General features: G+C 53.3%; 17 protein-coding genes and 4 pseudogenes. 12 read left to right on the forward strand and 9 right to left on the reverse strand.

All coding sequences use genetic code 11. The annotated features are described in order from the left end of the window. Positions 1-130: 130 nt before the first annotated feature. From ACN2TU_RS20105 to ACN2TU_RS20115, 3 genes are all read left to right on the forward strand, one after another. Positions 131-1033: a 5-oxoprolinase subunit B family protein gene (locus ACN2TU_RS20105; protein ID WP_435157882.1), complete on the forward strand. Its 903-nt coding sequence runs from the start codon at positions 131-133 to the stop codon at positions 1031-1033. Further along, a complete protein-coding gene (locus ACN2TU_RS20110; protein WP_435157884.1) occupies positions 1033-2007 on the forward strand; it encodes a 5-oxoprolinase subunit C family protein in 975 nt (324 codons plus the stop codon). Before ACN2TU_RS20105 ends, ACN2TU_RS20110 begins: the two co-directional genes overlap by 1 nt. Before the next feature lie 174 nt (positions 2008-2181). Continuing rightward, positions 2182-2430: an acetyl-CoA carboxylase gene (locus ACN2TU_RS20115; RefSeq protein ID WP_435157886.1), complete on the forward strand. Its 249-nt coding sequence runs from the start codon at positions 2182-2184 to the stop codon at positions 2428-2430. 92 nt (positions 2431-2522) lie between these two features. Here ACN2TU_RS20115 and ACN2TU_RS20120 read toward each other — a convergent pair whose 3' ends face one another. Beyond that, complete coding sequence (locus tag ACN2TU_RS20120) at positions 2523-4187, reverse strand: aldehyde ferredoxin oxidoreductase family protein (RefSeq protein ID WP_435157888.1); 1665 nt, start codon at positions 4185-4187, stop codon at positions 2523-2525. A gap of 159 nt (positions 4188-4346) precedes the next feature. Between ACN2TU_RS20120 and ACN2TU_RS20125 the strand changes: the two genes are divergently transcribed. Beyond that, positions 4347-5732 (forward strand): aspartate aminotransferase family protein, encoded by a 1386-nt coding sequence (locus ACN2TU_RS20125; RefSeq protein WP_435157890.1) that lies wholly within the window; start codon positions 4347-4349, stop codon positions 5730-5732. Positions 5733-5869: 137 nt separating this feature from the next. Further along, positions 5870-6190 (forward strand): annotated as a pseudogene (locus ACN2TU_RS20130) (serine O-acetyltransferase); the annotation flags it as partial. A 535-nt stretch (positions 6191-6725) separates the two neighbouring features. Here ACN2TU_RS20130 and ACN2TU_RS20135 read toward each other — a convergent pair. The 5 genes and pseudogenes from ACN2TU_RS20135 to ACN2TU_RS20155 form a co-directional block, all read right to left on the reverse strand. Continuing rightward, positions 6726-7808, reverse strand: a pseudogene (locus ACN2TU_RS20135) (lysylphosphatidylglycerol synthase transmembrane domain-containing protein). Between the two features lie 743 nt (positions 7809-8551). Continuing rightward, the gene (locus ACN2TU_RS20140; RefSeq protein WP_435157892.1) at positions 8552-8794 is read right to left on the reverse strand and encodes an SWIM zinc finger family protein; all 243 of its coding nucleotides are present in this window, start codon (positions 8792-8794) and stop codon (positions 8552-8554) included. Positions 8795-8833: 39 nt separating this feature from the next. Further along, on the reverse strand, positions 8834-10078 hold the full coding sequence (locus tag ACN2TU_RS20145; protein ID WP_435157893.1) for an inorganic phosphate transporter: 1245 nt from the start codon (positions 10076-10078) through the stop codon (positions 8834-8836). A gap of 481 nt (positions 10079-10559) precedes the next feature. Then, a complete protein-coding gene (locus tag ACN2TU_RS20150; RefSeq protein WP_435157895.1) occupies positions 10560-11231 on the reverse strand; it encodes a DHH family phosphoesterase in 672 nt (223 codons plus the stop codon). Between the two features lie 158 nt (positions 11232-11389). After that, positions 11390-12668, reverse strand: a pseudogene (locus ACN2TU_RS20155) (RNA-guided endonuclease InsQ/TnpB family protein). A gap of 619 nt (positions 12669-13287) precedes the next feature. Here ACN2TU_RS20155 and ACN2TU_RS20160 point away from each other — a divergent pair. The 5 genes and pseudogenes from ACN2TU_RS20160 to ACN2TU_RS20180 form a co-directional block, all read left to right on the forward strand. Next, entirely contained in the window at positions 13288-13659 is a 372-nt protein-coding gene (locus tag ACN2TU_RS20160) for an Hsp20/alpha crystallin family protein (protein ID WP_435157896.1), read from the forward strand. A gap of 19 nt (positions 13660-13678) precedes the next feature. Beyond that, the gene (locus ACN2TU_RS20165; RefSeq protein WP_435157897.1) at positions 13679-15937 is read left to right on the forward strand and encodes a CDC48 family AAA ATPase; all 2259 of its coding nucleotides are present in this window, start codon (positions 13679-13681) and stop codon (positions 15935-15937) included. 160 nt (positions 15938-16097) lie between these two features. After that, positions 16098-16337, forward strand: a complete 240-nt coding sequence (locus ACN2TU_RS20170; protein WP_435157899.1) for an amphi-Trp domain-containing protein — start codon at positions 16098-16100, stop codon at positions 16335-16337. Positions 16338-16392: 55 nt separating this feature from the next. Continuing rightward, complete coding sequence (locus ACN2TU_RS20175) at positions 16393-17439, forward strand: YihY/virulence factor BrkB family protein (protein WP_435157900.1); 1047 nt, start codon at positions 16393-16395, stop codon at positions 17437-17439. Positions 17440-17591: 152 nt separating this feature from the next. Further along, positions 17592-18362 (forward strand): annotated as a pseudogene (locus ACN2TU_RS20180) (mechanosensitive ion channel family protein); the annotation flags it as partial. Between the two features lie 311 nt (positions 18363-18673). Here the strand turns inward: ACN2TU_RS20180 and ACN2TU_RS20185 are convergent. The 3 genes from ACN2TU_RS20185 to ACN2TU_RS20195 all read right to left on the reverse strand — a co-directional run bounded on the left by ACN2TU_RS20185 (position 18674) and on the right by ACN2TU_RS20195 (position 20299). After that, positions 18674-18988, reverse strand: a complete 315-nt coding sequence (locus tag ACN2TU_RS20185) for an SWIM zinc finger family protein (protein ID WP_435157902.1) — start codon at positions 18986-18988, stop codon at positions 18674-18676. 39 nt (positions 18989-19027) lie between these two features. Further along, complete coding sequence (locus tag ACN2TU_RS20190; protein WP_435157904.1) at positions 19028-19294, reverse strand: HalOD1 output domain-containing protein; 267 nt, start codon at positions 19292-19294, stop codon at positions 19028-19030. Positions 19295-19372: 78 nt separating this feature from the next. Continuing rightward, positions 19373-20299: a bacterio-opsin activator domain-containing protein gene (locus tag ACN2TU_RS20195; protein WP_435157906.1), complete on the reverse strand. Its 927-nt coding sequence runs from the start codon at positions 20297-20299 to the stop codon at positions 19373-19375. A 900-nt stretch (positions 20300-21199) separates the two neighbouring features. Between ACN2TU_RS20195 and ACN2TU_RS20200 the strand changes: the two genes are divergently transcribed. Together ACN2TU_RS20200 and ACN2TU_RS20205 are read left to right on the forward strand one after the other, a co-directional pair. Further along, positions 21200-22006 (forward strand): diadenylate cyclase domain-containing protein, encoded by an 807-nt coding sequence (locus tag ACN2TU_RS20200; protein ID WP_435157908.1) that lies wholly within the window; start codon positions 21200-21202, stop codon positions 22004-22006. Between the two features lie 72 nt (positions 22007-22078). Then, positions 22079-22297, forward strand: a complete 219-nt coding sequence (locus ACN2TU_RS20205) for a hypothetical protein (RefSeq protein WP_435157909.1) — start codon at positions 22079-22081, stop codon at positions 22295-22297. Positions 22298-22303 lie beyond the last annotated feature (6 nt).

Raw genomic sequence — 22303 nt, forward strand, 5'->3', positions numbered from 1 at the left:
CCGAGTGAGCCAGTGTGAATTAGGTCTTAGGATAGATTACAAAATTGTATCTTCTCCTATATCCAGGGAATGAACCTAGTGAGCCACCGGCATCTATAAATCACTGAATGCGAAACCGTGAACACACACCATGCCTGAGACTAGCATAGAACGGCAGCAGTTATCCTCGCCCCGGTACGGATACGGAGGAGACGACTATGTGTTCGTCGAACTCTCCGAAGAAATGAGCTTCGACGCGAATTTCAAAGCCCAGGCCATCACCCAGGAACTCCGGAAGCGTGATCCAGCCGGAATTATCGAAATCGCACCGGCGAACGCATCCTACATGCTCCAGTTTGATCCGGCCGAACTGCACCCCGACGAGCTTATCGACGACCTCAAACAACTCGAAGACGAGATCGACCTCACCGAGTACACTTGGAAAGCACGTGTCATCGACGTGCCCGTCCTCTACGACGACCCGTGGACCCACGAGACCTTGATGCAGTTCCGCGACCGGCATCAGGATCCCGACGCGACGGATCTGGAGTACTCCGCACGCATCAACGGCTTCGACACCACTGAGGAATTCATCGACGCTCACGCCGGATCCCCTCACATGGTCACGATGGTCGGGTTCGTCCCCGGCCTGCCGTGGACGTTCCAGATGGTTCCCCGGGACGAACAGATAGAAGTACCCAAGTACGTCCAACCTCGAACCGCCACCCCGAGTCGAGCGATCGGATACGGCGGCGCGTTCACCGCCATCTACCCCGTGAAAGGGGCAGGAGGGTACCAACTGTTCGGCCGAACGCCCGTCGAAGTGCTCGATGTCGAACAGGAGCTTGCGGACTTCGAGGAATCGATGGTGCTGCCGAACCCCGGCGACATCATCAACTTCCGCAAAATCGACCGACCTGAGTACGATAAGATTCGGAACGAGGTCGAAGACGGAACGCACGAGTACAATATCGGCCACATTGACTTCCGGCCGGAGGAATTCTTCGAACATCCACAACAGTACAATGAAGAGATTCTGGAGGAACTACACTGATGATTCAGATACTCGAACCGGGGCTCTCGACCACGGTTCAGGACAGCGGCCGGTACGGTAATTATCACATCGGGATGCCGCCGTCCGGCGCGATGGACCAGTACGCACACAAGGTGGCCAACTACTTGGTCGGCAACGATGAGGATGCTGCCACGCTGGAGATGACGTACGCGGGGGCGGATATGGAGTTCACCGAGGATACCGTCGTTGCCATCACTGGCGCAGCAATGTCTCCCAAGTTGGATGGCGACTCCATGCCCCAGTGGACGGCTGTCCAGGTCGAGGCCGGAACCGTGCTCTCGTGTGAGTTCGCCACTGAGGGCGTCCGGTCGTACCTCGCGGTAGCCGGCGGCATCGACGTGTCGAAAATAATGGGGAGCCGTTCGACGTACACCCTCATCGGTATCGGCGGGCACGAGGGTCGCGAACTCGAAGAGGGTGACGAACTTCCCATCGGCGACACCGACGACGGAACAACCCTCGTCGGCTCGCAAATCGACGACGAGTACGTTCCCGACTACGCCAACGACAACACGATTCGTGTCGTGATGGGCCTATGTGACTATCGACTGACCGACGAGGGGAAAGATCGATTCCTCGGAACGGAGTGGAAAGTCAGCGACGAAGCGAACCGCGTCGGCTACCGCCTCGATGGTGAAGACATCGAATCGATGTTCGAGGAGCGCGAACAGCCGTTCGGGGCAGGTCCCGACCCGACGAACGTGGTCGACCTCGGCTATCCCATCGGCTCGATCCAGATGGCCGGCCAACCCATCGTGCTGATGCGCGACGCTGTCACGGGCGGCGGTTACGCGACCGTGGGGACGGTCATCAGCATCGACCGTAGGAAGTTGGCACAAGCACGAACCCACCGAACCATCACCTTCGAAGCGGTCAACGTCGATGAGGCAGTCGAGGCTCGCGCGGAGAACGACGAACATCTCGAAGCGATTCGGGCGTCACTCTCCGAGTGAATCGGCTACTCCGATCCCACTTTTTCGGCACGGACGTTTCTCCATTTCCGAACAGCAGTCAAAATTGAACTGCAATGTCGGATACGTATTATAGAATCCCCTGCTGATTTGTCTCTGGTATAGTATCATGGGGAAAACTATATGAGGTGGGCGTTGCTACCAATCTTCAAGCAAATGGCAGAGAAAACTATCATCACGTCCCCGATGCCCGGCGTCTTCTACCGAAAATCCGACCCAGAAGAACCACCGTATGCAGAGGAAGGTGATTCAGTCGAAGCGGGTGACGTTGTCGGCCTCGTGGGCGTGATGAAGAACTTCCACGATATCAAAGCAGACGAAGCCGGGACGGTACTCAAATTCTTAGCAGAGAACGAAGCAGAAGTCGATGCCGGTGATGAGCTCGTGGAACTCGAAGTCGACTGATTCCATACTTCTGTTTTCGCCGTCGAACGCATCCGCATACTTCTCTGAGTCCAACACGAAAACCTCGACGAACCGTCCGTTTGTTCATCCCGCTATTTTTCTGGCACCGCTTCGTCGGGGGCGGTTCCGTCATGGTTCCAACCGCGGACATCGTAATACGCGTCTAGCGCGTCCTCAAAGCCGTCGAGGTCGTAGGGGAGCCGATCGTCGTCCCGATCGAATCCGCGTTGATTGTTGAAATATCGTTCGAGTTCGACGATGCGGCCGCCGACCGCCAAGAGCGTCTCGAACTCCGCGTCGAACAGCATCTCGTATCGCTCGGGGTTCAAATAATCCCGTGAGAACTTGCAGACGACACCAGCATCGTTCAGGGCCATCAGATTTTCGCGTTCAACGAGGCGTTCCGGCTTTCCGTCGAAGCCGTCCGGGGGCATCGCCTCATCTTTGTCGACGAGCGGATATTCGACCGAATAGAACGTTGCATACATGTGGTCGGCACCACGGTTCGCCACCGCGTACGAGAGCCCCTGACCATGGAGGACACGCCCCTCATGGGCGGCGAAGTCGAGTCCCTTCACCGTCCAGTTCTCGACGCCGAGATCGGCGGCGACCCGATCGATACCCTCGGCGAGATCATCGCCGACGCCCTCGCGATAGGCGATTTGTTCGACGACGTCCCAGATGAGATCTCGGTTGCCGAACTCGTCTTCCGCCGCAAGGTACGCGGCAACGGTATTCCCCGCGGATATCGCATCGAGGCCGAGTTCGTCACACAGCTCGTTGGACTTCATCACGTCGACGATGTCGTCCACGCCAGAGTTTGAACCGAACGCCATCGCCACCTCGAACTCGGGGCCCTCCGTCTCGACGCCGCGCTCTTCGTCCCGTGTCGGGAGTTTGCAAGCAAACGCGCAGGCCGAACAGGTGCCTTTCTTGTACTTTTTCGCCTCAACCGCATCACCGTTGATTCCCTCGACCCCCTCGAACGACTGCTCGGAGAAATAGTACGACGGTAACCCGTTCACCTCGTTGGCCAGATCCATGACGGCGACCGTCCCTTGCCGTTTCATGATGTGGTCGTCAGTCGCGGCCTCGCGGTGGATCTCCATCTGACTGGCGGGAATTTCGATATCCGGACGGGAGTCGCCGGTGAACGTGACTGCCTTGACGTTCTTCGATCCGAGGACTGCACCGAGTCCCCCGCGGCCGAACGCCCGCTCCTCCGTCGTCATGATAGACGCAAAGCGGACGAGGTTCTCGCCAGCCGGTCCGATACATGCGACGTGTTCAGCACTGAGACCGTGCTCGTCATCGATATACGCACACGTTTCTGAGACAGTTGCACCTTCGAGGTCTGGCACCGCTTCGAACTCGACGCCCTCGTCGGTGACGTGAACGATGATAAGGTTGTCGCTCACGCCAGCGAACTCGACGGCACTGTACCCCGTGTCCGCAAAGTTTCGGGACATGAATCCGCCAGCGTTCGACGACAGCAACCCATCGGTGAGTGGCGAAACGGCCGTCGCGTTCATCCGCCCTGTGAAACTCATGTTCGACACCTGCATTGGACCGGTCGTGAACACGACACGGTTCTCCGGGCCCAGCGGGTCTGCGTCGAACGGAACGCGTTCGGAGACGAGTCGGGTAGCGACCCCTCGGCCACCGATGAACGCCGCCAATACGTCGTCTATCTCTTCTACCTCTGTCGTTTGGGCATCCAGATCGATGGAGAGCAGTGGGCCAGTCGTGTGGAGCATGCAGGAATAGATGTGAACCTGGCGTAATAAAACTTCATTAATATCTATTCGAATAATTTTTAATTTATTGGATAAAATTCAGCATTCTATAGAAAATATGTACTGCATTTCATTTATTCGAGGTCAAGTTATTTATTGTCCGGTTTCCTTCGGCTACGTATGATCGAACCGAGTATTCACGAACTCCATTTCGACGGCGCTCCAGACGTCGGGAGCGTCCCCGGACCAAAGACAACACGATTGTTACAGAAGCAGCGCGAAATCGATAGCGCGGCCGTTTCCTATCCAGAGAACATCCCCATCGCCTTCGAGGAGGCGAAAGGTGCAACCATCCGTGACGTCGACGGCAATACCTATCTGGACTTCTTCGCGGGCATCGGCGTCCTCAACGTTGGTCACGCGAACCCCTACGTGATGGAGGCGATGCATAAACAAGCGGACAAGCTCGTCCACACCGTCGACTTCCCCACCGAAGCCCGTCTCGACCTCATCGAGAAACTCGATGCCATCGCGCCAGGAAATCTTGCTGGCAATAGCAAAGTCGTCTTCGGCGGCCCGACAGGCAGCGACGCTATCGAGGCCTCCATCAAACTCGCGAAGTACAATACGGGAGGCAACGGTTTGGTCGCGTTCCGGAACGCCTACCACGGCGCGACAAGCGGCGCGATGAGTCTCACAGCCAATAAGAAGTTCAAAGCGCCCTACACACCGCTCCTCCCGGACGTTGTCCATGCACCGTATCCGTATCCGTTCCAACAAGAGAAATGCCCCGAAGAAGCCGTCGAAGACGCGCTCGCCGAAGTTCGTGCCACCGTATTAGATCCCTACGGCGGCCTCGCTAACCCGGCGGGCATCTTCGTCGAACCCATTCAGGGTGAGGGCGGCATCGTTGTTCCGCCGCAGGGATTCCTCTCCGGACTCCGAGACATCGCCGACGAAGCGGAGATACCTCTGGTCGTCGACGAAATACAGGCCGGTCTCGGCCGTACCGGCGAGTGGTGGGGGAGCGACCACTTCGACGTCACCCCTGACGTCATCACCACAGCCAAGGCGCTCGGCGGTATCGGTCTGCCGCTCTCTGCGACCATCTACCACGAAGATCTCGATACGTGGGGCCCTGGTGACCACGCAGGCACCTACCGCGGTCACGTCCCAGCGATGGAGGCCGGCCTCCGCTCCATTGAGTACATCGAGTCCCACGACCTCCTCACCCACGCTCGCGACCTCGGCGAGTACATCCGCAGCCGCCTCCGTGAGGTCGGCGCGGACAACTCGTTCCTCGCCGACGTGCGCGGGAAGGGGCTCTTTATCGGGGCAGAGTTCGTCGGCGAGGACGGCGACGTCCGGAACGCGGGCGACTTCGTGGCCGGCGTCCAGCAGCGGTGTTACGAGAATGGCGTCCTCGTCTGGAAGGCCGGGCAGTACGGAAACGTGCTCCGTCTCTTGCCGCCGCTCGTCCTCACCGACGCGCAGGCGGAGGCCGGGATGGATATCATCACGGACGCCATCGAGGCCGAGGCCGGCGAACGCGAGGCCGTCGCCTGATTCCTTCCGCGCCCGGTTCTTCGGGCTCGTTCGACGCTCGCCTCCGACGACACGTTGCTCCCAGCCGACCGGGCTCTTGAATCCATCGGTGGGGGGCGGATTCGCACCGGTCGGCGGCTCGTCACTCCCCGAGCGACGGCGTCGTCATCGGCGAGACCGACACTATCGGTGACTGGTGCCGGCTCTATCAAAACGTCACCCTCGGCGCTCTCCACTTCGAAGAAGAGGAGGACACCGACCACGCACTCAAGAAAGGGTATAAGCGCCACCCCGACATTGTCGACCACGTCGTCATCGGTGCCGGGACGAACGTCCTCGGCGCCATCACTGTCGGCAATCACGTCAGTATCGGCGCAAATTACTGGATTGCCGAGGACATCCCTGCGAACACCACGGTGTACGTCTCTAATCATCCCGACCAGGAACGCAAATCGAACGGCCGCGAGACCGAAGACTAATCAACCTCGCTTTGCTGTCGTGGAGGGCAACCGGTTAATTGGTACTGCACTCACGGTAGTCGCGCGGGATGACATGTCCGCACTCCAATGACAGACGAGAGAGAACACGATACTAGTGGTCAATTTGCAGAGGAAACGACTGACGAGGATATTCTCACGGCGATACGAAGCCGGCGTTTCCAGCTGTGACCGCTCATCGACGGCTTGAGGAGTTGCATAAGGATGTGAAGGTAGAGCGCGGGAAATTGGGTTCACGGGTGGTTATCTGGGGGATTCCAAAAGAATAGGTACAATAGGTGCCTGAGTTAGTGGTTATCGGATTTTCACGTCTCTGTTTTCAGCGTGGTTTCGAGCTGAGTCGACAACGTAAATTGCAAACAAGGTAGTTACCAAATAAGGAGAGCTAAGCCAACGAGACCGTTGATTGCGGTATCGGTGCCGTCGGTGTGTCAAGACATAATCTTACATCGTATTGCAGAGTGTAAAGTGACAAGAATCGATCACACTAGGCCGATCAGCAAAGCGGTGTCGTTCGTTACGACGTTTTCTTTCGTCGAAATTGGACGAGTTGACCTATATCCAGGAAATACATTGAATACAGTCCACCAAGCACAAGAATCCCCCAATAGCTAAGTAATCGATACAAGAGAACAACCCCGCCAGCGGTTCCCGCATCCAAGCCAGTCAACCCAATAATCATCCCGCCTAGCACAACTTCAACACCACCAAGACCACCTGGAAGTGGAATGACTCGTGCAACCCCACTTGCAGGAATCAGAAAGAGCGGGAGTAGTATCGAGATATGCCGGTCAAGTGCAAGAAAACTCACATAGAGTGGAAGGCAGAAACAGATCTACCCGACGACTGACCATCCGAGTGCGAGTCCAATTTGTCGGCGGTTCTCCAGCACGAGGCTAACTTCGGTCGAATACGAGCGCACTCGTAATTGAAGATATTCGCGAATGAATCGCGTTCGGGCCTGTACTGGACGGATTCGAAGATGGAAACGCTGTGTCCGATTCCCACTCAATGCACGTAGTAGCGAGAGCAATCGGACACCCGCTATCGTTATTGACCGTAAAACCAAGTACTTGTATCGATATAGCGAGATCGTTGCGGCCAGAAGTCCACCTGTGAAGAAGATCGCGATTTGGAGGGAAGGAACGGGAATAAATGCCGGAACAGATTGACCTCGAAAGGCAAGGAAACCCAATCCGATAATACCGAGGCCCAGTGATGCAGTGAGGTTCAATACCTCTATTACGAGTGCCGCCCCCAGCGTTTGGTCTCGATCTGTGTTCATTTCGGACGAGACGATGTGGGCGAGTACAAACGGGCTGCTCGCGCGACCGATCGGAATGATTTGTTTGGCGAAGAAGCTTGCAAGGTATGCGCCTCGAAATCGCCATCCTCCGATAGGGGTTTCCGGACGGTCGAGGAGACAACGAACAGCTTCACTCCAACAGAAAAGCGCGACCAAGACGATTGTGAAGCCGAGGACGATAAACACTGGATTAGCGCTGGCAAGTTCTGCACGGATTTGGCTTCCACCGACAAAATACCCGAGAAGGCAGAGCCCGAAGACTACGAACAGAAACCGAACTATTTTCTGGTTCATTTTATACTAAGAATTGATCTGTTATTAATACACTGCATCGAATCTACATAAACGTGTGGACGGTGATGAGTTCACGGACAAGTAACGAATATGCCCTCGATGGAGTGACTAGTACTGACGACCGGTGGAACGGCGGAGGGAAAACACCATCCAGCGCACCTGAGGTCACTTATTTGCGGGACTTCGTGCTGACCGGATCGACCGTATGCAGGTGTAATATGGGACCGGATGGAACTAATTGCGATCTGTTGAGGTGAGAATGGATGTTACTATCGAACTGAACTCACGAAGCGGTGAACAATAGCAGGGCAAAACACACTATATTCGGCGAATGGGGATGGAGTCGAACCACCGGGGCCATGAAATGGCCGACATCGACGAGTTGTCGATGGTGCTTCTGCCAACAAGCAACCCGTTCTCGTGAAACGGTGCGTGGTCGTGCCAGCAAAACCACACACCAGACAGTAGGCATCAGACGCGGCGGTTTGTTCGTTGACGGTGCTTGAGCGTCGCAGGACATGGCGACCTGACTGGTGTAGTGCGACGCTCGCAGTTTTTCTGATGGGTGCTTCGAGTATTGTTATGTGGTGTTTTACGATGGAAAAAGGGTGGATAGAACACGGCAACATTCACAGTTGTCCAACTATTGAAACTGAACATGAACCATCGTGTAGACAAGTACTGCATGCTGGAAACCTTCATTAGTTCTGAAGTCACCTCTTAGTCCATGGGAAAGTTAGTAGCTATAACGACTGATAACAAGGAGATAGATTTCGTCCCGTTCGCACGCACGGCGAGCACGGGAAACCGTTGAGACCGCCACAGTCACAATCGTAGTCTTCCGGTTCGGCATCGTCTTCATCCTTGGACAAGAAGGCTTCGAGCGTCCCGTCGTCGGTTGCGGTTTCGACGGCGGCCATGTGTTTGCAGATGGCGTTGCGGTGGACGTGATGCGGGCAGGTGCATGCCATCGCGTCTTCGGTCACGTCGTCGATATTGTTTACGTGAGATCAGTCAAGCGACGTTCACAGCAAAAATTCAAATACCGGATAGGAGGCAACAACCGCTAGCGAGGGCGTCAACACCCACATTGTAACGATACGCTTGGCCGCCGCTGAGTCGAACAGGCTCCGCTGATCGAGATCCGCCGGCCCCTCCGCACCAACCTCAGGCACGTCTGGCAGCTCCTCCGGCTTTTCTGCCGGTTCCTCGTGACGGGCAATATCGCCGATCGTTGGACTTGCAGGCATATCCTCAGCGCGGGAGGTGACCAGCGCTCCTGTCGCGACCTCTAAATCCGGATGTTCACGTTCCGGCGTCGCAAACTCCACGAGGGTCGCTGCTCGACTTGCCCGACCCCAGCCGAGCCCAATAATCGTCGATGTCGTACTTACTGCGAGACTCGCCGGGATTCCGAAGTAGGACAGAATCGTGATGACTGTGCCACCGACTATGGAGACGATCAGTGAAGCAAGAATTGGTAGCTCCGTAATATCGTCTCCGACCGTCTCCAACGTGCGTCGGGCGATGGTGAAACTGCCTAAACCGAAGGCCACCACCGCGAGCAAGACGCCCTGATTGACGGTGAGTGATCCTCCTTCGCCGACGAGAGGGGCCACAGCGTTCGCCGCGTTTGACGCCCCCGCCGAAAACGCCATGTAACACGCAATGACAACCACCGAGAGTGATCCAAGGATGTCCTGCCGTGTCGCGTTAGGATTCAGGTAGAGTCGAGGAATAGTCCCAGAGCGGTCGAGTTGGATGAAGTGGAGATCAAACTTTGTGAACGCGACATAGCGATCCAGATACGGGTAGACGTAACGCCCGACCACTATTCCGATGCTGAGGCTGATCAGCGGCGCGACGATCCATGCTGAGACGATAGTAAACATCAGTGCCTGATTGAGTGTGTTCGACGCGAGACCCAGTCCAACGATGGCGCCAACAGCCGTCATTGAAGTTGAGGCTGGAACACCGTAGAGATTCGAAATAAGGAGTGACGCGCCGGTGAAGAACAAGACGGCGACGCTCGCGGCAGGCGTGAATTGGGTTGCCGGTACGATACTGCTGCTCATCGTCGCGATGACGTTCCGACCGACGGTCCATGCTCCGAGAAAGCCAAAGCCAACGAACAGGGCTGCTGCGGTCGCCTTCCGAAGGAGACGTGAGCCGACGGCCGGACCGAACGCCACACCCGTCGATGAGCCACCAATATTGAACCCAACGAATACGGCGACGACAACACCGGCGACAGTTAGCACTGATACCATTGGTTTCTCTCTAAATCAACGTTGCTGACACCTATATAAAACCCCTGAAGCCAGCTCCGCGCTGGTACTGTCTAGCCCGCAGTTATTCACTGGCCTATGGTTCAATTCTTCATTGTCCCAAGGGCACGGTAGCCTTCGAGTACCTCCCGTATCAGGTTCGTTGAGCGGGAACTGTCTAGTTACGCGATTCTGTTGTAGAGTAGCGTTTCAACGTCTCTATCATGAGTGGCTTACGAATCACTTTTACTCATAATGATTATATTTCTGGTGAGGAAGCCGAATTTCGTCTTCTCACAGTGGAGCCATTCTCACGATCAAGAATCAGTCGCTTCGAATAGCGCATGAAATTTTGCCGATCGTACCGCTGTCGCGTGTTTTTCCTTATCTAGACAGTGCCGTTGAGCGGGTTTTATCTGTAATCATTCAGGATCTGTGAGTTCGCGGAATAGCCGATTCGTGACAAGTGATGTTGCAATCTCAATTATCTCATCATGGTCTTCATCGTCTTTGAGTAGAGGAACACACCCACCAGCCATTTGGCGATGCCCTCCGAAACTTCCCTTGAGCCAAATGTTTGATCCAGCAATTCCCCGACATGTGTGGTTCGATCGGTCGATCGTGCACTAAACTGAACCTCATCGTTGATAACAGCAAAGACAACCGCGATATGAATTCCTTGTAGGTTTAACAGAAAATCAGCTGCCTGAGGAAGAGCGTCTCGCTCGGTGGTCTCTCCAGCAAAAGAGACCAAGGACGACTGCTGGATTTTACGATTTTCAATTGCCTCGCTCAGTGCATCGATTGTCTCTGGCGTATACGGGACATTCAACAGGTTTGCAAAAAGGCCTTGATCAATAAATGGATGGAGATACTCTGCTGCAGCATATTCTTGGGCCGATACTTTACGTGTGAATCCAAGTGTATCGGAGCGAATTCCGATCAGCAGTGCGGTTGCAAGATCACTTTCGGGGATGATCTGAAGATCGTGTAGATATTCAACCAAAATTGTCGCGGTCGAACCTACATTCTCACGACGGTCAATAACATCGGCTGTTACATGCGTTGCTGGATGATGATCAAGAACGATATCGATGCCAGCAGTCGATGGGACATCATTGTTCTCGCCAGGAACCGAATGATCGACGAATGCCACACTATCGTGTTTCTCTAACAGTTCGTTTTCAAAGTTCACTAATTGGATGTCAAGACAATCAACGAGAGCTCGATTTTGTTGGTGAGAAATGCCACCATTTTGACATCCTCCCCGCGCTGAAGCGCGAGGATTCCCGACCGCCGTTGGGATATTGTGGTTTACGACGTTACGAGTTCTTGAGGTGCGAACGAACCAGTTTCCTTGTCAAACAAGAACGTCGATGGCTGTGCCAACCAGCCGTTACTCCTATTCACCGACAGACTCGGTGAACTCGGAGATACTTTCTGTCGGATATTCTCAGCACCGTTAACATCAGCATTCGCCACCGTACCACAGTCATCACACACGTACAAGCCGCGTTCAACACGGTTCGCCTTACGTTTGCGACCACAACACGAACACGACTTTGATGTATCACGCTCCGATACTTGCTCAACCTCAATTCCTTCTATCTTGGCTTTGTAGTCGAGTACCGAGGTGAAGCGGTCGAACGCCCACGAGTGCAAGTCAAGGTTGCCGTGGTTGCCCCAGTTCTTCGAATCGCCAGTCTCCTCGTCCTCGCGGATGTCAGAGAGGTCGCCCACCACAATCTTCCCGACTCCCTCGTCCACACACCGTTGGACGATGCGCTTCGAGAGCGTATGGAAATAGTGGGTACGGCGAGCCGACTTCTTCTGGTTCAACCGAGTGGCCTTCTCGGACTTTGAATCCTCACAGCGAGCGATTCGCTTACTGAAGTAGTAGTCGTCCTGTTTCAGACAGTTCAGCGGATACAGTTCGCTGTGGCCGTCTTCGTATGAGAGAGCGGCAAAGTTGTTGATGCCGAGGTCAACACCTACAGTCTTCTCACCGGGGACTTCAGCAACGTCGATTTCAACCTTGCAAACGAAGTGCAGTTCCCACTCATCACCCGTCCAGACCGCTCGCACTTGTTGGACGTTCTCCACGGTAGAGAGGTCTACATCAGGGCGAGTCTGGTATTCACAGAGGATGAAGTCCGACCAATACTCCTTGAGATTCGATCCCTTCGAGAGACGGACTCGGTTGTATTTGGTGTCGAGTTTGAAGCCAGCGGCTTTAAACGTGACCGTCGAACGCGGGTGGTTGTCGTTGTGTTTGCGGTACTTCGGCGGATTCGCCCGTGTGTCCCCGTTGCGTTGTTTGCCGTACCAGCCGTTGAACGCCTCAGCGAGTTCTTGAAGGACTCGCTGTTGACTGAGAATGCAGGTCATCGTAGCGTTCGTGCGACTTTAGGTACGTGGTGAGTTCGTTGTGACCGGGAATGTGGCTGATTTCCGTCCACACACGGTCGCAGACCCACCGTCCGACGTTCCAGAGTTTCGAGGCTGAGAACCCGAGCGAATCGAGGTCGTCAGACACCCGTTGCCGATTCTGAATGGAAGCAGTGTAGGTGCGGGTGACGACCTGTTTCGGCATACGTAACCTATATCGATAAGATTACTTAATTATTCGGATTAGCGTGGAATATCCAGCCGTGCCATCGGACGGTTGACTGTGAAGGGTATTGTCGGATTCATCCCCGCCCTGAAGGGTGAGGCTTTCTCCTTGACTCTCCGTAAGTAATAGTGATTCGTTCTACTCCAGCGTACTCTCCAATCCGTTTGAGAGCAAGTGCACTCGCAAGGCAGTCAGGATCCGGGTTGTTGTGGCAAACGATGAGCAAGGATTCCTGATTCTGAAGATGGTCGACTACCTTCTGTGCACGAGTCACAACAAGAATACTTCGACTACTCAAGCATGAATCTATAGGCTAGTTGAAGTTGCACCATAGAACAGAATAACAATCTTTTTAATAGAATCCGGTCAGAGTGATTTCCTGAATATCACCTATTTCTCACAAATCTTGTCTCAGAGTCTCTTCTGTCGGTATTAGTATGTGAAGTGCCATCATAACTCACGATATATTTTTATAGAAGTTCAAACAATCATAATATGTTGAAAAATGTATCGCTTAAATGAGTTCACTCAACTAGAAGAAATAATCGAACAGATGCACCGCTCGATGATTGGGAGCGACGCATTTGGAGTAGGCACCATGCAGAGACGTAGATCCGGGAGAGACCCTTCATCCGTACGTAAGTCCTCGGTGAATCTCACTGCTGAGCCAGTGGATGGTGAATACATCGTTACTGCTGATCTACCTGGCTTCGAAAAAGATGAAATCGACCTCCGTTTCGAGGATAATATTCTCACGATGCAGGGTGTCCAGGACTATTCAGAGGAACCAAACGACGGTGTAGGAGCCTTTGCGCACGGTCAACAGCGCCACGCCTACGAGCAAGTCCGCATTCCGGTGACGATCGATAAAGATGCCATTTCCGCGATCTATCGAAATGGCGTCCTCGAAGTGCGTCTTCCGTTCTATGACGATTCGGACGATGACAGCTCCCGGATAGAGATACAATAACCACACTTTCACAGCACAAATGAAACTCACCGTAAAACCAGTACACAAGAAAGACGCAGGTCGCGGGCTTGCCGTACTCGATCGAACAATCATGGACGAGTTGGGGGTAGAGAGTGGTGACTACGTCCGTATCGCCGGTCCGCACGACACCAGTATCGTTGCCCGGGTTTGGCCGGGCTATGCGGAATCGCCGGATCAGACTGTGATCCGCATTGATGGGGAGTCCCGCAATGCGGTGAACGTCGGTATTGATGGCCAGGTAGCAGTCGAACGAGTAAACATCAAGTCGGCAGACACTGTTACGGTTGTACTTCCTCAATCCCTTCGTATCCGGGGGAATGTGAGTGGCCTCATTCAGGATCGGCTTTCCGGACAAGCCGTTCAGGAAGGTCAAACAGTCCGTATTTCGTTGGGTATCGGGTCAATATTTGCTAGCTCGAACCAAACGATTCCACTGCAGATTGCCACTACTGACCCGGCTGGAACAGTTGTTGTCAGCGATGCAACAACCATTGAGGTAAGCAATCACAGAACAGAACAAGTATCGATAGAGGCGGAAGAGGCGGTAGAATCCAGCGCACCGATGGTGACATACGAGGACATTGGTGGTCTCGAAGACGAACTCGAACAAGTCCGAGAGATGATCGAGCTCCCAATGCGTCATCCAGAGTTATTCCAACAACTTGGCATCGATCCACCGAAGGGAGTACTTCTTCATGGCCCACCCGGGACAGGGAAAACACTCATCGCAAAGGCGGTCGCCAACGAAATCGATGCCCATTTCCAAACGATCTCCGGCCCAGAGATCATGTCGAAATATTACGGCGAGAGTGAAGAGCAACTTCGCGACGTGTTCGAAGAGGCCGAGGAGAATACTCCTGCGATCGTCTTTCTCGATGAATTAGACTCGATTGCGCCAAAACGTGGGGAGACGAGCGGTGATGTTGAGCGACGCGTTGTCGCACAACTCCTCTCGCTGATGGATGGCCTCGAAACCCGTGGTCAAGTGACTGTAATTGGTGCAACGAACCGCGTCGATGCAATCGATTCAGCACTCCGTCGGGGTGGCCGGTTCGATCGTGAAATCGAGATTGGTGTTCCCGATACGGAAGGGCGCACAGAGATCCTCCAGGTCCACACCCGTGGCATGCCATTAGCTGAAGAGATTGACCTCGATGAGTACGCTGAAAAAACACACGGGTTTGTCGGCGCAGATATCGCTTCATTCACAAAGGAAGCAGCAATGACCGCCCTTCGGCGCGTCCGTCCGCAGATCGATCTGGCCGCTGATGAAATTGCTGCTGAGTTCCTCGAGACTCTCGAGGTCAGTGAACATGATTTCCGGCAGGCCTTCCACGGGATAGAGCCCTCTGCACTTCGGGAAGTATTCGTGGAAGTCCCCGATATTACGTGGCAAGACGTGGGCGGTCTTGATGACACGAAAGAGCGCCTCCGCGAGACGATTCAGTGGCCGCTTGCCTATCCCGAGGTGTTCGACGAACTCGATCTAACCACGCCAAAAGGAATCCTTCTCTATGGGCCACCGGGAACCGGGAAAACGCTGTTAGCAAAGGCAGTTGCCAACGAGTCAGAGAGCAATTTCATCTCGGTCAAAGGCCCGGAACTCCTGAGCAAATGGGTTGGTGAATCTGAGAAAGGTGTACGCGAAGTCTTCAGTAAAGCACGTGCGAATGCGCCAACTATCGTGTTCTTCGACGAACTCGACTCCATTGCCGGGGAACGTGGTCAGCAGACGGGTGATTCAGGCGTCTCTGAACGCGTTGTCTCTCAGCTGTTGACCGAGCTCGATGGCCTTGAGACTCTTGAGGATGTCGTCGTTATTGCGACAACCAATCGTCCAGATCTCATTGACGATGCACTCGTCCGACCAGGACGGCTTGATCGGCACATTCATGTGCCAGTTCCGGACGAGGAAGGGCGAGAGGCAATCTTCTCGGTGCACACCCGCGACAAGCCACTAGCTGGCGATGTCGACTTAGAGTGGCTTGCTGCAGAATCGGACGGGTATGTCGGTGCTGATATTGAGGCAGTCGTGCGTGAGGCAACGATGACAGCCGCACGGAAGCTCATTACCAGTAGTTCACCCGAAGAGCTTGAAGAGATGATCGGGACAGTCAGGATTACGAAAGAGCACTTCGAGAATGCGTTCGTCGAAGTCCCTCCAAGCGTTACTGCGCGTATGAGAGATCGATATGCAGAGATTGAGCATCGCAGTAAGCGATCAGAACCCGAAAAAAGGAGGTCTGAGGCAGAATAGTCATTGGATGCTCGTACCACCTTTGTTTGGCTTTTTTAGGCGCTAAATCCCCTTCTCACGGAGCAACTGGAGGGAGGAGCGATCACTTCTAAAACGACAATGAGCAACCGAACCCATTGCCCAAAACACCTATCCGACATGTTTGAGATAGCTATCACTGATGTCTGAAAAAATACTCAACGAGGAGAAGCTCTCACGAGAAGAAGTCGCTGATCGATTGCAAGCAATTGTACATGAGCTTCGAGAAGGTGGAAACGCCAACATCGATGTCGGCAATAAAACGGTGACGCTCTCACCAACAGACTCTGTCGGGTATGAAATCGGCACTCGAGAATCGTCATCCGTCCTCCGCGGAAGTCGCGAATCGGTGACCATCAAGCTGGACTGGAAACCCGAATAGGATGGGAATCGTGTTTCGTTGGTAGAATCTTGAGATCAACCCAAATTTATCAATCATGTCTCCATCAGTTCGGAATGGTATCGCAGTCGCTCAGTCAGTTCGAACCGAGATACAGGAAAAGCAGGTAACGTTTCTTGCGGGGAGTATCGCATACCATGCCTTCATCTCCCTTCTGCCGCTCTTGCTTCTTGCGTTTCTAGTATTTGCAGCGATTGGAAGCGTCAACTTACAAACCCAAGTAATCAGTTTCGCCCACTCTCTTTCTCCTGAGATTGGTGAGCTTGCTGAAACCACTCTCGAAAGTGAACAAGGACGAGCGAGCGCTTCGATCGTGGGGATATTAACGCTCACATGGGGTGCGTTGAAGCTCTTCCGTGGATTGGATACTGCCTTCTCGGAAATCTATGCAGCTGAATCAGATGAATCCATCCTCGACCAGATACGTGACGGGCTCATTGTTCTGTTCGCGATCGGATTTGCAGTGATCGCAACGATTGTTGCAGGCACACTGCTTGCCCTCTTTCCTGCCGTTCCATTCATCGAATTGCTCAATCCGATCGTGTTGATCGTGGCACTCGTCATCGCATTTTTCCCGATGTATTATCTCTTCCCCGGAGTCGAAACTACCCCACGTGAGGTCTTGACTGGGACAGTATTTGCGGCAGTGGGATGGACAGCTCTGCAGGGCTTGTTTCAAATCTATGTCCAGGTGGTTGGCTCAAGCGCCTCGGGTGTGCTGGGCGCGGTGCTTCTCTTGGTCACGTGGCTCTATTTCAGTGGACTAGTATTGCTCACTGGGGCAGTGCTGAATGCCGTCCTCGCACACCAAACGGAAACAACAGATGAACAGACAGAAACACGACAACGGTCACTCACCTACGATGAAGCTGCTCGCTATGTTCGCTTCGTTCGCGAACGAGTATTCGGGCGATATGAGCGAATGGAAACGGTAGAAGTGCCAACCGATGAATCGTTCTTGAAGTCAATTACAGATCGACCTGCCACAGTTGAACTGATCGAGGAGATATCGAAAACGGACGATGGTACGCAATACGAAATTCGAGTGCAGTGGACCGAAAACAGCGATGAAAAAGCAGAATAGTGTGGGCAAAACGCTCATTAGACGCCTCTTCGATTTTCGATTTGAATTATGGTACTGAATTTTGGACTGGACAGAAGTTCGATGGTCCCATTGCAAGCGAATAACACGCTCACGACCTCGTCCATCGTCAGCAATTACGTGATTCCCGCGGGTTCCTTGTAACACTCGTCGTGGTATATCTGATCGGACGGAGTGTCCTCATTCCACTGCTCACACGAGTACTGAAAGAACAAGGGCACGATCCAGCTGTTCGAAGTCTGGCTGAGAATGTGGCTGGCGTTCTCGTCTGGATACTTGCCATTGCCCTCGCATTCACGGTTGCTGACTTTGGCGGCGTTATCGCCGCGTTCGGTGTGTTTGCCGGTGCGATTGTCCTCGCGATTGGGTTCGCCGCACAGGAACTCCTTGGCAACTTTGTTGCTGGGATCTTTATTCTCAAAGACCGGCCGTTCACGGTCGGTGATTGGATTGAATGGAGTGGTGGAGAGGGGCAAGTTGAGGACATCGATTTGCGTGTGACACGAGTGCGGACGTTCGATAACGAGCGAATTACGGTTCCGAACGGTGACTTAGCGAATGATGCGGTGAAGAATCCAGTTGCCTATGATAAACTTCGGCAGAAATTCGTCTTCGGAATCGGCTACGATGACGACATCGACCATGCAAAGGACGTGATTCTCGACGAGGCACGACAGCATGATGAAATTCTCGCAGATCCATCACCCGATATTCGGGTGACTGAACTCGCTGACTCGTATGTTGGATGGCAAACTCGCTTTTGGATCGGTGAGCCTGGGCGAGGGAACTTTACGCGTATTCGATCAGAGTTAGTACAAGCGGTGAAAGAGCGACTTGATGCCGAGGCAATCGACATGCCCTATCCGGTTCGAACGCTTGAAGGGTCGATCGAACTCTCGGAGTAGCGTGCGACGAACAAAGGTCGCTTTTTGGACAGTAAAGGTGAGTCTGACATCGCCACCAAATGGCTTGGGTCCGGCGCAATCGTCTTCACGGTGATCGTCGTCCCATTGGTTGTACTGGCTATCTTGGCTATCGGAGCCGTATTGGGTTTCATCGGAGGCGCAATCGGTGGTTGGTTAGCTACGTAGTTCGGCAATCGAAACGCGTTACACCTTGCGTCGTAGGGCGGCTTATGGATCACTCGTCACGTTACCTGTCCGCTCCCTTTTCGAGAAAGAGATTGATGTAAAGTAGGTGAAAACGGAAACGGTGGTTAGTTCGGCAGGTCCTTCCGTCCCGTTCGTACGCACGGCCAGCACGGGAAACCACCGAGACCGTCGCAGTCGCAGTCTTCTGGTTCGGTATCGTCGTCGTCCTCGGAGGGGAAGGCGTTGAACGTCCCGTCGTCGGTTACGTTTTCGACGGCAGTCATGTGCTTGCAGTAGGCGTTACGATGGACGTGATGCGGGCACGTACAGGCCATCAGGTCGTTGGTCACGTTGTCGATGGAGACGGTGTACTGGTAGTCTGCGGGATTGTCGTGGTTCTCGTTGGTGACGTCAACGAGTCCGGGGGCACCGATACTCATTGTGAGTGTTCGCTGGTCGGATTTCGCCCGTAGAACTTCTCAGTGGTCGTCTAGCGGTATTGCTCGGACATCACCCCTACTTGTGATGGTGACTTCGCAGCCACTATATTCGAATACAATACGTCCTTGGGATCGAAGCGAGCCGTCTGCTTTTGTGGCGAATAATGTCTCAAGCGCATCTGGGTCAATCGTATTGTAGAGCGGCTCAAGCGCTGTTGTCTCAGTATCGGTCTGGACTGCGACCTGCCTGATGATGGCGGTAGGAAGATCCCATGTACTTTGTGTGTCTCCCGCTGTGTTACTCATACACACAGTTGTTGGCCGATAGTTCTAAACTATAGTTCTAACTGGTTCGATTTTTCAGGCCGTCACCATGAGGGAGGATCACAGACGATGGCTAGTAACTCCCTCAAAGAGGTACTGAAATACAGCCTGTTCTGCATGGCGGAGATGGTGATAGAATGTTTGTTTTGTGATCCCAAGTTGTCCTCCGAGGTCTTCGCCTGTACTTACACGCGGCCATTCGAAGTAGCCAGCAAAATGGGCCAATTGGAGCGTAGTCCACTGACGCTCTGTCAGCGTGTTTTCCATAATCTTTCGAAAAATCTGTGGAGTATACACAAGGCGCTGCGAAACGAGTTCGATGTCCGGATATAGTTCTCGAAGATCAGTGAGCAGCTCGTCAAGATCAACCGTCTGAGGGACTTCCCCGAGTAGTATAGCAGTGCTCCCCTCTATCTCAGCAGATTTGAACTGGCCGCTGTAATCCGAGAACACTCTAGTTAATGAATCGCGACCAGAGAGAACCTCGAGGCGAGTGGTATTCTCGACGCTGCTGATGAGACGAACGTCATGAACGGCAGGATACTGTTTCGTTAATTCGAGATACGTAGATGTTGGAATACCCGTTGCGGTATAATATTGAATTTGCATTCCGTCTTCGAGGAGCACGGTTCCATCTGTCGACACTGTGAAATCAGAACCACCAGCCTCGACAAACGGACGTGCAATTTGTTCCGATCGTAATTCAAGTTCAAGCACTTGCTCCGCGGTGAGTTGATCAATTGTCTCTGAATGAGTTGCTACAGTCGATCCATTTTGCGGTCGCCACCAGATTCGGACCTGGGCACCGACTTTCTTGGTCTTGAGAGAACCACTGTCGACCAGTGCGTTTAGTTTGCTGTAGGCAGTTCGGTGTGCGCAATCTAAAGCGTCTGCTACCTCGCTCGTTGATAATGATTCACAAGGATCATCTATCTGATTGAAGACCCTGAGAACATCCTTCGCTGTAATGCGCTGCGATCCATCCATGGTGTGTCATAGATTACCAGAGACAAAATACCCATTCGTCGTCCAGTTCGGAACGGTCAATCAGTTTTTGGTATAGTAGACGATGTCAGTCGTACCACAGATGACAAGTGGTCGGTCAATGTGTATGGGAGACATGCGATTAGCACAATAATGCCATCGGTTGCCGTCGCGTCGTTTTCATCTTTTTTGTAGGAGAAGTCGTCATGCGTCCCGTCGTCGGTCGCTGCATCCGCGCGTTGTATGAGCGTTCGCTGGTCGGTGCTATCCGAGACCGTAACTTGGCATACCAAAGAGAAAAAACTGAAGCGGTGGTTAGTTCGGCAGTTCCTTTCGCCCAGTCCTCACGCACTCCCAGCGCGGGAAACCATCGAGGCCGTCACAGTCACAGCTTCGGGTTCGACATCGTCTTCATCTAGAGCGACGAGGTCTGACAGTCCCCACTGCTGGGATAGGGCGAAAAATCCGATGAGCGACGAATGTGGGGTGCCAGTGGATGCATTGGTTGGGGTGCCCCAGACTTCACGCAGATCTGGGTGCCAACACGGGTGCTATAGTGGGGGTGCCACAAGGATTGACACAGTTCGGGGCAGACGTGGTACGGTTACTTGTGAGTACGGCAGTTGTATCGGCGGCTATCGGCTACAGACGAGCGGGAGGGGGAGAGGTTGTACCGGCCACCGCGTTTGTGGTCGGAACGCGTGGTTGAATCAACCGAGAAGTCACCGTCTGGAGAGCGCAATTTAGTTCTAACGATAGTGGTCACGTCTTCTGCTTGGGAGATATCATAGGTGAGACCCAGATGAAATATGAGGTCAACACTGATGAAAAGACAGTAATTTAACAGTCGGAGGAGTCTAAGGGAATGAACACTAACTGAACATAGAGACACACCGTCACACAATGGACCAGTTACAAGACTTGTGCAAGGAAATCATAACAGATGTTGAGACAACTCTTTTGTTTAATCCAAGTAATTCTCAATATAACAAATGGAAAACCGACGTCAATATTGTCGTTGTGGGTATAGAGAATAGCTTTGACGAAGAACAGTTTATTGAACTACCCATAGAATTTCACGACACAGCCAAGCTCTTTCGTTTTGGATTGGCTGGGGCACTAGATCATGATTTTATTGGTGACAGTGAAACCGTAATTTGTGCTGCGCAGCTCTTTAGCGAGAGCATTGATGTATTTACACGGATTGACGGTGATCGAAGCAAGACAAGCAAACTCTATGATTTCTTTTATCACTCGCGGGCAGAACAATCGGAGATCAAGGCCATACTTGAGTTAGCGATTGGATTAGGGAAAAGCGGACAGAAAGGAAAACCGGTCGGAGCCCTATTTGCGATCGGTGATGCAGGCACTGTGATGAATTCGTCTCGCTCACTTTCCTACAATCCTTTCGATCAGTCTCATGTTCATGCTGGCGACAGAATTGTCAGCGTGATGTTAAAAGAATTCTCACGCCTCGATGGTGCTTTTGTTATTTCTGATGCAGGGAAAATTGTGAGTGCGTATCAGTATCTTGAACCATCGATTGATAACCTCGAGATTCCAAAAGGACTTGGGACACGGCACAACGCAGCAGCCGCGATTACAGATGAAACAGAGGCGGTCACGATTGTTTTGAGCGAGGGAGATAGTCGTGTCCGGGGTTTCAAAAATGGAGATTTGATCTTCAACATAGATCCGAACCAATACTGATCTTCACGGGATCACGATGGCGCTTCAAGAGTATTTGAGACGGTTCAGCGCTCGGAACAGAACACCGAACTCGTGAACTTCCGCGAGAAACGCGCCGAGAGTCAGCAAGTCGAGGACAAGTATCTCGACGTCCTCGAGCATGCGAAGAACGTCGCAAAGACAAATGACGTGATGGTCGCACGGCTGGGCTATCGAGAGGTCGTGACACACTACGGCTGTACCTACAAAAACGACGGCTATCGAGTGATGGAGGAGATGGCCGAGCGTGTACCCGGCGTGACCTACAAGTAATCACGA

This window comes from Haladaptatus marinus (assembly GCF_051194195.1).